This is a genomic window from Pyxidicoccus sp. M15, from assembly GCF_056858435.1.
Map to the genome: position 1 here is coordinate 139,900 of NZ_CM166495.1, position 12,857 is coordinate 152,756.

Annotated in this window: 10 protein-coding genes; 3 read left to right on the forward strand and 7 right to left on the reverse strand. The window is 70.2% G+C overall.

The window, feature by feature from the left end; all coding sequences use genetic code 11:
• Positions 1 to 41 precede the first annotated feature (41 nt).
• Entirely contained in the window at positions 42 to 1,394 is a 1,353-nt protein-coding gene (locus ACX9TP_RS00530; RefSeq protein WP_482977714.1) for an RtcB family protein, read from the reverse strand.
• Positions 1,395 to 1,746: 352 nt separating this feature from the next.
• Between ACX9TP_RS00530 and ACX9TP_RS00535 the strand changes: the two genes are divergently transcribed.
• Complete coding sequence (locus ACX9TP_RS00535; RefSeq protein WP_482977715.1) at positions 1,747 to 2,046, forward strand: hypothetical protein; 300 nt, start codon at positions 1,747 to 1,749, stop codon at positions 2,044 to 2,046.
• A 546-nt stretch (positions 2,047 to 2,592) separates the two neighbouring features.
• The gene (locus tag ACX9TP_RS00540) at positions 2,593 to 4,146 is read left to right on the forward strand and encodes a sensor histidine kinase (protein WP_482977716.1); all 1,554 of its coding nucleotides are present in this window, start codon (positions 2,593 to 2,595) and stop codon (positions 4,144 to 4,146) included.
• A gap of 153 nt (positions 4,147 to 4,299) precedes the next feature.
• Here ACX9TP_RS00540 and ACX9TP_RS00545 read toward each other — a convergent pair whose 3' ends face one another.
• The 6 genes from ACX9TP_RS00545 to ACX9TP_RS00570 all read right to left on the reverse strand — a co-directional run bounded on the left by ACX9TP_RS00545 (position 4,300) and on the right by ACX9TP_RS00570 (position 9,139).
• Positions 4,300 to 5,439 (reverse strand): tetratricopeptide repeat protein, encoded by a 1,140-nt coding sequence (locus ACX9TP_RS00545; RefSeq protein WP_482977717.1) that lies wholly within the window; start codon positions 5,437 to 5,439, stop codon positions 4,300 to 4,302.
• 577 nt (positions 5,440 to 6,016) lie between these two features.
• Positions 6,017 to 6,823 (reverse strand): DUF4142 domain-containing protein, encoded by an 807-nt coding sequence (locus tag ACX9TP_RS00550; RefSeq protein WP_482977718.1) that lies wholly within the window; start codon positions 6,821 to 6,823, stop codon positions 6,017 to 6,019.
• A gap of 115 nt (positions 6,824 to 6,938) precedes the next feature.
• The gene (locus ACX9TP_RS00555) at positions 6,939 to 7,073 is read right to left on the reverse strand and encodes a hypothetical protein (RefSeq protein WP_482977719.1); all 135 of its coding nucleotides are present in this window, start codon (positions 7,071 to 7,073) and stop codon (positions 6,939 to 6,941) included.
• An 8-nt stretch (positions 7,074 to 7,081) separates the two neighbouring features.
• Positions 7,082 to 7,540, reverse strand: coding sequence for a PaaI family thioesterase (locus tag ACX9TP_RS00560; protein ID WP_482977720.1), 459 nt, complete (start codon positions 7,538 to 7,540; stop codon positions 7,082 to 7,084).
• 7 nt (positions 7,541 to 7,547) lie between these two features.
• On the reverse strand, positions 7,548 to 7,997 hold the full coding sequence (locus ACX9TP_RS00565) for a PaaI family thioesterase (RefSeq protein WP_482977721.1): 450 nt from the start codon (positions 7,995 to 7,997) through the stop codon (positions 7,548 to 7,550).
• Between the two features lie 146 nt (positions 7,998 to 8,143).
• The gene (locus ACX9TP_RS00570; RefSeq protein ID WP_482977722.1) at positions 8,144 to 9,139 is read right to left on the reverse strand and encodes a hypothetical protein; all 996 of its coding nucleotides are present in this window, start codon (positions 9,137 to 9,139) and stop codon (positions 8,144 to 8,146) included.
• Positions 9,140 to 9,414: 275 nt separating this feature from the next.
• Here ACX9TP_RS00570 and ACX9TP_RS00575 point away from each other — a divergent pair, with 275 nt between their 5' ends.
• Positions 9,415 to 12,831, forward strand: a complete 3,417-nt coding sequence (locus tag ACX9TP_RS00575) for an amidohydrolase family protein (RefSeq protein WP_482977723.1) — start codon at positions 9,415 to 9,417, stop codon at positions 12,829 to 12,831.
• The last annotated feature ends 26 nt before the right edge of the window (positions 12,832 to 12,857 follow it).

Genomic DNA, 12,857 nt, shown 5'->3' on the forward strand with positions numbered 1-12,857 from the left:
GCTCCTTCCACCCGGCCTGGCGGCCGGGCCCCGGCGTGGCTTCAGTCCGCGCCCTTGATGCAGGCCACGGGCTTGAGGCGGTGGGCGACCCTGGCGAGCCCGGCCAGCTCCACCGTCTCCAGCACGTCGTCCAGGTTCTTGTAGCAGGGGCCGGACTCGTCGAGCGGCGTGGTGCGCGTGTTGAGGAGGATGCCCGCCTCGGCCATGCGCTTGTCGGTGACGTCCTGCTTGAGCACGCGCCGCGCCTCGCCGCGAGACAGCCGGCGGCCGGAGCCGTGGTTGACGGAGTAGATGGACTTCTCCGCGCCGGCTTCCGCGAAGAGGATGGCGCTGCCCGTCTCCATGGAGCCGGGGATGAGGATGGGGTGGCCCGTCTTCTCCCACGGCGTGCCCTTGAGCGCGGGGTGCTTGCCGGGGAAGGCGCGCGTGGCGCCCTTGCGCGCGACGAACTTCCCGGCCTCCTTCTGGATGAGGTTGTGGGAGATTTCGTAATACACGCTGGCGGTACCGCCGAAGACGTCCTCGAGCGCGGCGCACACGGCCTCGCCGATGATGAGCCGGTTGGCCACGGCGAAGTTGGCGGCCATGTTGTGGAGGTTCCAGTACTCGCGGCCCAGGGCGCTCTCCGCGTCCAGCCAGATGAGGTCCTCACTGCGGCTCTTGAGGCCCAGGTGCGCGGCGCCCGCCACGAAGAAGTGCTTGGCGATGTTCCACCCGAAGCCGCGGCTGCCGGTGTGGAGCATCACCCAGACGCGCCCGTCCTGGTCCACCTGCATCTCGGTGAAGTGGTTGCCGCCGCCCAGGCTGCCCAGCTGGTCTCGCTTGCCGAAGGCGCGGTCGGGGATGTCCACCCGGTCGTCCTCGACGGGGATGAAGTCGCGCTCGGTAATCGACGAGCCGCGGCCCAGGGCCTTGGCGCCGTGACGCACCACCTCGGCGAAGGTGCGGTCCGTCACCTTGCGCTGCTTCTGCACGCGGCTGGCGCCCACGCCCACGGCGATGCGCTTGGTCACCTCGTCAATCCACCGGCGGCGCTTGACGGGGTCGGCGACGTCCTCGGCCATGAGGGACGTCTGCAGTTGCACCATGCCGCAGCCGATGTCGTAGCCGGCGGCGGTGGGCAGCAGGACGCCGTCCGTCTCCACGACGGTGCCAATGGGCACGCCGTAGCCCACGTGACAGTCGGGCGTGACGGCGACGCGGGTGACGCCCGGGAAGGACGCGGCGTTGACCACCTGGTCGAAGACGGCGTCCTCCAGGCCGGGCAGCTCGGGGCCCTCGCCCCAGAGCAGCTTGTCGGACAGGAACAGGTCCGCGTCGACCTTCATGCTCTTGGTCTTCGGCAGGACGTAGTGGCCCTCGGCGGCCTTTTCCAGATGCTGCTTCCAGCTCATGGCGTGACTCCCCCGGAGAGGGCTGAACAGGCGGCAGGGACGGAAGCGTCCGCTGGAGGCTGACCGGCGGCGCCCGAAAACCGGCCGCGCGCGAGGATGCTGGGAGGGCAGGCGGGAAGGCGAGGGATTTCCTGGGGCTCCGTGTTGCCGCGACGACGTCAGACTCCCACCTTGGGATGAGGCGGGTGGCGTGTCCGCGCACGAAGAGGGCCGAGCGACAGTCGGCTCGCATGCGAACGGCACGAATCCGATCGCCCCGGGGCTTGCGGTGTTCCGCGCCCATTCCCATCCATTGCTCAGCATCCAGGTAGGGGGTGGGGCGATGGGTTTTCTAGGTGGGATTTTCCTGGCGGTGGCGCTGAACACTGCGCCGGTGGAACAGAATCAGTCGCAGACGAAGGAGACGCCGGAGCTGGTAGCCGCGCCGGTGTTCAATCCCTCCATCTGCGCGAAGAAGCGGGTGGACCCCTGTGGTTGCCACCACGTGTACGGCATCCGGCACTGCCACCCGAACCGGAAGGGTGACCACTGCGAGGCGCCGGTGAAGGCGCAGCTGCCCGCCGAGAGCACCGCGGCCCAGCAGACGCCCGCGAAGGCTCCGGCTCCCGCGCCGAAGAAGCAGATCGACCCGAAGAAGTCGGTGTCCATGTAGGCTCTCGGACGCGCGCTGGGCACCGGCGCGCGTCCAGGGCGTGGGATGGACTTCCGAGGGGCGCCTTTTCGAGGGGCTCTTGCCCGCTGCACACGAGCGCGAGCCCGGGCTCCATGCCGCGCTGTCCCGTGTGCCGGAGCAGGCTGCGTCCGCACGTGCCGTGGGAGGACGGCATGCGCTTCGAGGCGTTGCCTCCGCCTGCGCAAGGTGAGGTGGACCGGCTGCTGAGGGTGGTGCGTCACCGGGTGCTGCGCCTGCTGGCGAAAAGAGGGGCCCTGCACGCGTTAGGGCCCGAGGACGCGCTGCAGGCGTACCAGGCGCATTCCCTGCGGCCTGCTGCCTGGGGCCCCTTGCGCCGACCTGTGCCCGGAGGGGCTGCACGGCTTCTCCCCTGGCCCGGCGCAGCCCGCGCGGTCACCCTCCAGACCCTTCCTGGCCCCTCTTCACCCTCCCGCCGCCCTCAACAGGGCTCCTATCCGTTCCGTCCTATACTTGGAGGCGCATTGACCCAGACTCGGCGCGGAGGGTAAGGCACCCGGACGCAGGATGTCATGCCGTCATGGAGGCAGTCCCGTGGAGCCATCCCCGTCAGCATCACCACCTGCGTCGTCGCTATCGGAGGAGGGGCGACGTTCCCGCGAAGGGGGCGAGGGCGCGCTGCCGGTGGTGTGGCTGGTGGAGGACAGCGCGCTCGAGCGAGAGCGTGCCCGGAGGGCGCTGGAAGGGCACTGCGTGCTGGAGACCTTCGCCGAGGGCCCGACGATGTTGGAGCGGCTGGCGTTAGGGGCGCGTCCCATGCTGATGGTGCTCGACCTGCACCTTCCGGGGATTCCGGGCATCGAGCTGCTGCGCTTCCTTCGCGCCCAACTGGACGCGGCGGAGCTGCCGGTGTTGATGCTCACGGTGGCGGGGAGCAAGGCGGACGTGGTGGAGGGCCTCCAGGCGGGGGCGAACGACTACGTGACGAAGCCGTATGATCCGGCGGAGCTGCTCGCCCGCGTCACCTCGCAGCTGCGCACCCAGCAGCTCCACCAGCGGCTCCAGCACGCGGAGGAGGGGTTTCGCCGGCTGGCGGCGAACCTTCCGGACGTGGTGGCCCGGTTCGACCGGCAGCACCGCCACACCTTCGTGAGTCCCAGCATCCACCGGTTCACGACGCTGCCGGTGGAGCATTTCCTGGGGAAGACCAACGCGGAGCTGGGGATGCCCGCGGAGCGGGTCCAACAATGGGACGCCGCCATCGACGAGGCCTTCACCGGCCGTGAGGTGTCGCTGGAGTTCGAGTTTCCCGGCCTGGAGGGGCGGCGGGTGATGGAGTCCCGCCTGCTCCCGGAGCGCGATGCGCGGGGCGAGGTCCTGTCGGTGTTGTCCATTGCCCGGGACGTCACCGAGGAGCGGATGCGGGCCGAGTACGAGCGGCACCTGATTGGCATTGTCAGCCATGACCTGAAGAACCCGCTGGCGGCCATCCTGATGCAGGTGCAGGTGGGGCTCCGGCGCGTACGCGGGGAGGCGGGCGCCCGCGACATCCTGGAGCGCATCCACAAGACGGCGACCCGGGCCACCGGGCTGGTGGGCGACCTGCTGGACTTCGCGCGGACGCGAATGGGGGGAGGACTGCCGCTCACCACGCGTCACCAGGACCTGCGCGACGTGTTGGCGCAGGTGGTGGAGGAGTCGCGCAGCGCGCGTCCCGACCGCCGGTTGCGCTGGGAGGTGGAGGGGGAGACCACGCTCGTGGCGGACAGTGCGCGCATGGCCCAGCTCGCGACCAACCTGGTCGCCAACGCCCTGCAATACAGCCCGGCGGCGTCGGAGGTGCGGGTGCGGCTGGAGGGGGGGCCAGAGGCGGTGGTGCTCGCGGTGCACAACGAGGGAGCGCCGATTCCGGCGGAGGTGCTCACGAGGCTCTTCGAGCCCTTCCAGCGGGCCGGCGCGGAGCAGGACCGCAGCGGGCGCAACGTGGGGTTGGGGCTCTACATCGTCCAGCAGATCGCCCGAGCCCACGAGGGCCAGGTCATGGTGCGCTCCTCGCAGGAGGAGGGGACGACCTTCGTGGTGCGGCTGCCGCGGGGCCGGGACGCGGCGGAGCGCCGGTAGGGAAGGGTGGCAGGCAGCCGCGAAGATGTACGTCGCGGGCGCTGGCACCTGGATGAGCCTACGACTCTGACGGGACAGGACCTGGAGGCGGTGATGGACGCGAAGCCGCCGTCGCACCGCGAGTACGCACGGTGCCGTGCCCGCGAGGGTTGCTCAGTGATTGGCGGACGCGGGACTCTCGGGGCGCGGCTCGGAGGCATACGCCGCCCCGGCCTGCTGCTCGCTGGCGGCGGGGAGCGACTCCGCGCGGCTCACCTCCAGCGGGCTGTCCGAGCGGATGATGACCCAGCGCGCCTGCGGCGACACCCGGAGCGCCACGGCATTCGGCCCCAGACGGCGCAGTTCGGGACGGTACGGCATCGCGGCCGGTGCTGCGACGCGAGCGTCACCGCCGGCTCCGGAGCTCACACCGGCCCGGGGAATCGGCAGCATGGTCAGTGAGGCTGAACCCGAGATTGCAGCCTGTCCCGGCGAGGCCTCCACGCGAGGCAGCGGCGCCATCGTGGCGCCACTGGGGCGCGAGGGACGCAGCGCCGGATGCACGCCGGACGGCCTCACCGCCGCGGCCTCACCAGGGCCCGTCGCCCGTGTGGACGGAGTCGGCGGAGGCACGGGTGCCTGGGTGACGAGCCGTCCCTGGATGATGGGCGTGATGCTCGGCACGACACCGCTCGCGCGCACCGGATTCCCCACCTGAATCGGAGCCATCTTCTGACTGGCCGCGGGCAGCGCTTTCGCGCTCACCGGGGCGATGCGGGGCGCGGCGGGAAGCGGTGCCGGCGCGGGAGTCTCCTCGGCCGCGCGGAGGACATACGACGGAGGGGGCGGAGGGGGCGGCGACACCTGGCCTTGAGGCGCTCGCGGCGTCGCGCAGCCCTTCGCGGAGGCGGTGCCCTGTCGCTCGAAGACGCCGGTGGCACCGAACGGCGGGAGCCGCTCGGTCTCCGGCGCGTTGACGGGCGACGCCTGCTGCCCCAGCCGCGCCAGGTCGCTGAGAATCATCGGGTCCTTCGGGTCCAGCTCGAGCGCGGCGCGCAGCGCGCCCCGGGCCCGCGACTCGCACCCCTGCTCCATCAGCAGGACCGATGCCGCGCGATACGAGGAGATGGCCGACTGGCGGTCCCCCGCACGGCGGCAGGACTCCGCGTGGCGCACGCGCACGTTCGGGTCCTTCGGAGCCAGCCGGAGGATGCGCTCGTAGGTCTCCGCGCACTGGGCATACCGCCCCCTCGCGAACAGGGCGTGCGCGGCCTCCTTGAGCTCCCTCAACTTCATCAACTCGCGCTCACCCATCTCCCTGGCCCCCCTTGCCGATGCGGAGGTTCGGAAGCAGGGGGCGTGCCGGACGGTGCAGCGTCGTTGAAGGGTCCGATGTCTGGCGGAATCTCCACCCGGCGCCGGACCCGCCTGTCACCGGGCGCGCAGCGTCCACGCCCCCGGTGCGAGGCCGCGCACGCACAGTCGGGACGCACGCGGCGTCGGACCCTGTAGAAATGGCAAAAGGCCCTGTAACAAGGAAAGTCTTCGAAGCCGGTCGCGGACCCCGGCCGGGGTGTGCATGCGAGTACCGTGGCTCCGGTCGCGCCTCTTCAACCCACACCTGCGTTCCGAAGGTCCGTACGTATGCGGACGTGCCCATCCCGCAGGACGAGCTGGCGTCGCTGTGCGCCACGGGACAGCAGCCTCGGCCCACGGTGCTTCCAGCCGCCGCTGCGCGTGTCCCCGGGCGCCGTTGCGCCAGGTAGCGGCGCCGGGTCCGCGCAAGCCATGGCATGGAGCCGGGTGACGGCGCCGGGTCCACGCACGTCATGGCGTGGACCCGGGACGGCGCGCTCTCATGCTCCACCGTGTCGCGCGTTCGCGAGCCGCGTCAGCGGGTCTGCGGAGCCGAGCGGGCCTGGCGCGGCTTCTCCTGGCCGAGCAGGCGGTACGCCTGGTCACGGTGCTGCTTCAGCGTGGGCAGCATCCCGTCGAGCATTCCCTTCAGCTCGGCGTTGCTGGCGAACTGCTTCTGGCCGGCCATCACCTTGGCGGTGGTCGCGTCGTGGTCGCCCACCATGTGCGCGAGGAAGGCGCGGTCGAAGGCGGGGCCCTGGAGCGACTGGAGCTTCGCCATCGAGGCCTCACTGGCGTTCTTCATCGTCTTCTTGAAGTCGTCATCCACCTTCGGCTCACCGAGCTGGAGGTTCTTCTTCTGCGCGTACGTCATCAGCTTCTGGTCCGAGGCCTGGTGGTCCTTCACGAGCCGCGCGCCGTAGTCCTTCACGCCCTGCGACGTGCCCTTCTGCTGCGCGAGCTGGCCGAGCTGCACCTCCTTCTGGTTTCCGTGGTGCAGCATCTCCAGGTAGGCCTGCTCCTCGGTGGGGATGGGCAGCAGGCCCTCGTCCATCAGCTTCGCGCCGGCCGCATCCGGCTTCGCGGGCTGGGCCTGCTGGCCGGAGCCGCCCGTGCCCTGCATGCCGCCGGTCGCGTCCTTCACACCCTCGCCCTGGTCGATGGCCTCGGCCTCGCCCATGCGGAACATGCCCTGGGTGTCATCCGTCCCGTTCTGCGTCCCGCTCTCCTTCTGGCCGCTGCGGTCCTCCGAGGGCTGCTTCTCCCCCGACTGGTCCTGCGCGACGGCCGCTCCGCCCATCGCCAGCGAGCCCACCAACATCCAACCCATCCATCGCTTCATTGCCTGCCTCCTCCAGCATGGAAGTCCTGGCTGGAAGTTGGAGGCGGCGGCACACGAGAGACCAGGGGAGGGCGGCCAGCGGAGCGAGCGGCCCGACGCAGGAGCGCCGGGCGTTTCAGTCACCTGAATCCTTCTTCTTCATGGCGGAGTGGATGACCGCCACGGCGATGAAGAAGCCCAGCGTCCCGCAGACGCCCACCGCGCCGAACGCCTCGAACGCCCTGAACAGTGACTCAATCAGCTGGCCCATGGGAAACCTCAGGGTTCGGCGAGCAGGAACAGCGCGTGGGCGCTGGCGATGGGGCGGGTGCGGTCATCCTGCCAGGCCTCGACGCGCACGTTGGCGACGCGCCGGCCCTGGCGCGTAATCAGCGCCTTGGCGAAGGTGTCCTGCGGCTTGCCCGAGCGCAGGAAGTCCACGGTGAGGGAGATGACCTTGGGCACGCGCTCGGTGTCCGTCTGGAGGAGCAACTCGAAGACGGCGGCGGACTCCAGCAGCGCGCCCAGCGAGCCGCCGTGCAGGGCGGGCAGCAGGCTGTTGCCGATGAGCTTCGGCGTGTAGGCCATGCGGCAGAGCATCTCTCCGGCGAGGTTCTCCACGCCGATGCCCATGTACCGCGTGTACGGAATCGCGTCGGTGAGCTTCCGGTACTCGCGCGTGCTGCGCACCTGTCGCACGAGGTCCGCGAGGGGAGGAGTGGGCGTCGTGTCGCTCATGGGGCTCTCACTCCTCCAGCTTCATGAAGGTGCCCTGTGAAGAGGCCACCGGATTGCTCTTGTCACCCTGGTGCACGAGCGCGCGGACGAAGGCCACCTGCCGCGTCATGCGGTAGCACTCGGCCACGCAGGTGAGGGTGATGCCCGGGCGGGCGGGGCGCAGGTAGTCGATGCGCAAATCCAGCGTGACGAGCGGCGCGAAGCGTCCGAGCTTCAGGAACACGGCCGAGCCGCAGGTCGCGTCGATGAGCGTCGTCACCGCGCCGCCGGCGAGCACGCCCGTCTCCGGGTTGCCGACGAGGAAGTCCGCGTAGGGCAGCTCGACGGTGGCCTCGGCGGGGCCGATGTCCACCAGCTTCAGGCCGAGCGCGTGGTTGTGTGGAACGACGTCGGTGTAGAACACCGAGCAGCGCTCCATCCGCGCGGCCTTGTCCTCGGGAAGCGTGAAGTCCGACATGCCTCGCGGATAGCAGAATCACCGGCGCATGGCGCGCGGCGTTTGAGGCGGACGGCTGTCGGTGGACGCTCGGAAGGCCGGTGGACCCGGGTTCTCTCCGGGTCGTGGCCTCTCTCCTTGATTCCGCGAATACCGCGAGCGGGCTCCTACGCCGCGACGGGCGGTGAAGCCCCCAGCTCCCGCCAGGCCTCCGCGAGCGACTCGCCGATGGCGCTCATCACCGTCTCATCCGACCAGTAGAAGGGGTGCACCAGCGGCGTCCACGAGAACAGCGGCCCGGCGAGGCGCACGGGCCGGTCCTCCACGGCCTCGCGGTACGCGTCACTCAGCGGCTGCAGCGGCCACGCGAAGACGTCATCGTCGTCATGGAAGTTGAGCCACTCGCCGCCGAGGCCCGGGTGGTAGCGCGCCAGCTCCGGCGCGGGCACCTGGACGGGGCGGTCCAGCTCCGTGTTCCGGTAGCGCAGGCTCCACAGCGCCATGGGCGTGCCCAGCGTGTAGAAGCGGCTGAGCGTCTCGCCGCGCTCCAGCGGTGAGTCGCCCTGCGCCGCGCGGATGGACGTCTCGATGATGTCGCGCCCTGTCTGCCGGTGCGTCTGCAAGTCGTAGAAGTAGTTGCTCGCGATGACGCTGCCCAGGCTGTGCGAGATGACGCACAGGGGCGCGGTGTCGCCGGCCCGCGCGCGCAGCCGGCCGAGCGCCTCGGCCACCTTGCGGTGGATGCCGGTGTACACGTCCGGGTCCGCGGGGTTGCTCTGGTAGGCGATGATGTCGCCCACGAAGTGGACGATGAGCCAGCGCAGGCCGGGGTAGCGCAGGTCCATGCCACGCAGGGACGGCTTCATCATGCGCAGCATCAGCGGCACCAGCGCGGACTCGCGGCCCTGGTTGACGCCGCGCACGCCGTCGTAGAGGGACTTCCAGTAGTCGTCCGCGTCGGGCGGGGCATGCCGGGCGAGGAAGTCCTTCTCCGCGCCCTCCAGCACGGAGGCCCAGTTCACGGTCTCCACCTCGAGTGCGTCCGCGGCGGCGGTACCGGCCTGCGCGGAAAACTGCTCGCGCAGCAGGCGCAGGGCGGTGTCGAAGAGACCCGGGTCATCCACCTCGATGCCGTGGATGACGAGGACGGCGAGCTTCTTCATGGCCAATCCTTCCGGCCAGGGCGCGGGCCGGTGGCCCGGACGGTGCTGCACGGCGGCATGGTGTGTTCCCCCCTCGGTGCGGTGGTGCCAGGCGGGCGGAAGTGGCGGGCGTGGCCCTGTGACAGCCGGGCCGTCCGTCGCTTCACCCTCGGCGCACTTTACACCGCCAGGAACACGCCCGCCTGCCAGCCTGTTCACGGCCCGCAACCTCTAGCCCCACGGGGCCGGGTAGTCTCCCCCACCCGACACACCCCGCCCTTTCACGAGGACTCCCGGTGAAACGACTGACCTCCGCCCTCTGCGCCGCGCTGCTGCTTCCCGGCGCGCTGCTGGCCGCGCAGCCCACGACGACGCCCCAGGCGAAGCAGGACCAACCCCCGCCGCCGGAGCAGAAGCAGAAGGATGACGCCGCGCGTGAGGCCGCCCGCGCCGCCGAGGTGGACGGGGGCACGCCCGCCGCCACCACCGCCGACGCCGCGAAGGACGCGGCGAAGGAGGGCGGGGACAAGGACGCGTGGAAGGTGGACGCGCCGGGCTTCCCCGCCACCCAGGTGAGCATCGACGTCACCGAGGGCACGTGGATGAACGTGGACATCAGCCCGGCCGGGGACGCGCTCGTCTTCGACCTGCTGGGCGACATCTACGAGTTGCCCATCGGCGGCGGCGAGGCGAAGGCGCTGACGTCCGGCGTCGCCTGGGACATGCAGCCGCGCTACAGCCCGGACGGCAGGTCCATCGCCTTCACGAGCGACCGCGGCGGCGGCGACAACATCTGGGTGATGAAGCGGGACGGCTCGAATGCGCAGGCGGTGACGCAGGAGAAGTTCCGCCTGCTCAACAGCCCCGCGTGGAGCCCGGACGGCCAGTTCATCGTCGCGCGCAAGCACTTCACGGCGCGCCGCTCGCTGGGCGCGGGCGAGGTGTGGATGTACCACCGCTCCGGCGGCGAGGGCGTGCAGCTCACCGAGCGCACCAACGACCAGAAGGATTTGGGCGAGCCCGCGTTCTCCCCCGACGGCCGCTACGTCTACTTCAGCCAGGACGTCACGCCGGGGAAGATGTTCGAGTACAACAAGGACCCGAACGGCGAAATCTACGCCATCCAGCGGTTGGACCTGGAGACGAAGGAAATCGACCCCTTCGTCTCGGGCCCGGGCGGCTCGATTCGGCCCACGCCGTCGCGGGACGGCAAGCAGCTGGCGTTCATCCGCCGCGTGCGCAACCAGAGCGTCCTCTACGTCACCGACGTGGCGTCGGGGGCCGAGCGCCCGCTGTTCTACGGGCTCGACCGCGACATGCAGGAGACGTGGGCCATCCACGGCGTCTACCCGACGATGGCGTGGACGCGGGACAACGCGTCGATTGTCTTCTGGGCGGGCGGCAAGCTGCAGCGCATCGACGTGACGTCGAAGAAGGTGACGACCATTCCCTTCCACGTGAAGGACACGCGCACGATTTTCCAGGCGGTGCGCACGCCGCAGGCGGTGGCCCCTGAGAAGTTCGGGGCGAAGATGCTGCGCTGGGTGCAGGTGTCGCCGCGCGGGGACCGCGTGGTGTACCAGGCGCTCGGGAAGCTCTACGTGCGCGAGCTGCCCAACGGCACGCCGAAGCGGGTGACGAAGCAGGAGGACCACCTGGAGTTCTATCCGTCGTTCTCCCGCGACGGGAAGTCCCTCGTCTACACGACGTGGGACGACGAGAAGCTGGGCAGCATCCGCGTGGTGTCGGCGACGGGCGGCGAGGGGAAGGTGCTGACGAAGAAGCCGGGCTACTACGTGGAGCCCACCTTCAGCCCGGACGGGAAGTCGCTCGTGTACCGCGCGTCGGGTGACGGCTACCTGATGCCCGGACAGTGGAGCCGCGAGACGGGCCTGTTCGTGATGCCGGCGGCGGGTGGCGAGGCGAAGCGGCTGGTGCGCGACGGTGAGCAGCCGCACTTCGGCACGCGCTCGGACCGCGTGTACTTCCTGCACGTGGAGTCGAAGGAGAAGGAGGACGTGCGCTCGCTGAAGAGCATCAGCCTGGTGGGTGGGGAGGAGCGCACGCACCTGACGAGCGCGGAGGCGACGGAGTACCGGGTGTCTCCGGACGAGCAGTGGGTGGCGTTCCGGGAGAACTTCAACGCGTTCATCACGCCGTTCCCGCGTGGAGCGAAGACGGCGTCGGTGGGGCCGGAGGCGAAGGCGTTGCCGGTGGCGCGGGCGACGAAGGACGCGGGCGAGTACCTGCACTGGAGTGGCGACGGCAAGCGCCTGCACTGGGCGCTGGGGCCGGAGCTCTTCACGCGCGAGCTGAAGGACAGCTTCCGCTTCATGGACGGCGCGCCGGAGAAGCTGCCCGCGGCGCCGGAGAAGGGCGTGGACATCTCCTTCGTGGCGAAGACGGACGTGCCGGAGGGCACGCTGGCCTTCGTCGGTGGGCGGGTCATCACGATGAAGGGGGACGAAGTCCTCGAGAACGGCGTGGTGGTGGTGCGGGGCAACCGCATCGTCGCGGTGGGGCCGGCGGGCAAGGTGCAGGTGCCGTCCGGGGCGAAGGTGATGGACGTGAAGGGCAAGACGCTGATGCCGGGGCTCATCGACGTGCACTGGCACGGGGCCATGGGCGTGGACGGGCTGATGCCGGAGCAGAGCTGGGTGCATGCGGCGTCGCTGGCGTTCGGTGTGACGACGCTGCACGACCCGTCGAACTCGTCGGAGCAGGTGTTCGCGGCGAGCGAGCTGGGGAAGACGGGGGCGCTCCTGGCGCCGCGCATCTTCTCCACGGGGACGATTCTGTATGGCGCGGCGGGGGCGGGCTACCGCGCGCCGATTGAGACGCTGGATGACGCTCGCTCGCACATGCGGCGGATGAAGGCCATGGGGGCGTTCAGCGTGAAGAGCTACAACCAGCCGCGTCGGGACCAGCGGCAGAAGGTGCTCCAGGCGGCGCGGGAGCTGGGGATGCTGGTGGTGCCGGAGGGTGGCTCGCTGCTGGAGCACAACCTGACGATGGTGGTGGACGGCCACACGGGTGTGGAGCACGCGATTCCGGTGGCGCGCATCTACGCGGACGTGAAGCAGCTGTGGGGCAAGAGCGGCACGGGCTACACGCCGACGCTGGGCGTGGCGTACGGCGGCAACTGGGGTGAGAACTACTGGTACCAGACGACGAACGTCTGGGAGGACGAGCGGCTGCTGTCGTTCGTGCCCCGGCGCGTGGTGGACAGCCGGAGTCGTCGGCGCATGGAGGTGCCGGAGGACGAGCTGAACCACTTCAACGCGGCGAAGGTGGCGCGGGAGCTGAATGACTCGGGCGTGAGCGTGCAGCTCGGAGCGCACGGCCAGCGCGAGGGCCTGGCGGCGCACTGGGAGGTGTGGATGATGGGCCAGGGCGGGATGAAGCCGCTGCAGGCGCTGCGCGTGGGGACGCTGAATGGCGCGCGGTACCTGGGGCTGGACAAGGAGATTGGCTCGCTGGAGGAGGGGAAGCTGGCGGACCTCATCGTCCTGGACAAGAACCCGCTGGAGGCGCTGCAGAACAGCCGCACGGTGCGCTACACGATGGTGAACGGGCACCTGTACGACGCGGCCACGCTCAACGAGGTGGGGACGCGTCAGCGCCAGCGCGCGAAGTTCTTCTTCGAGAAAGACGGGAACGAAGGCTGGAGCCCGAAGGCCACGGCACACACCGTGACGCACGAGTGCGACTGAGCACCGTGTGAAGCAAGGGGCCTCCT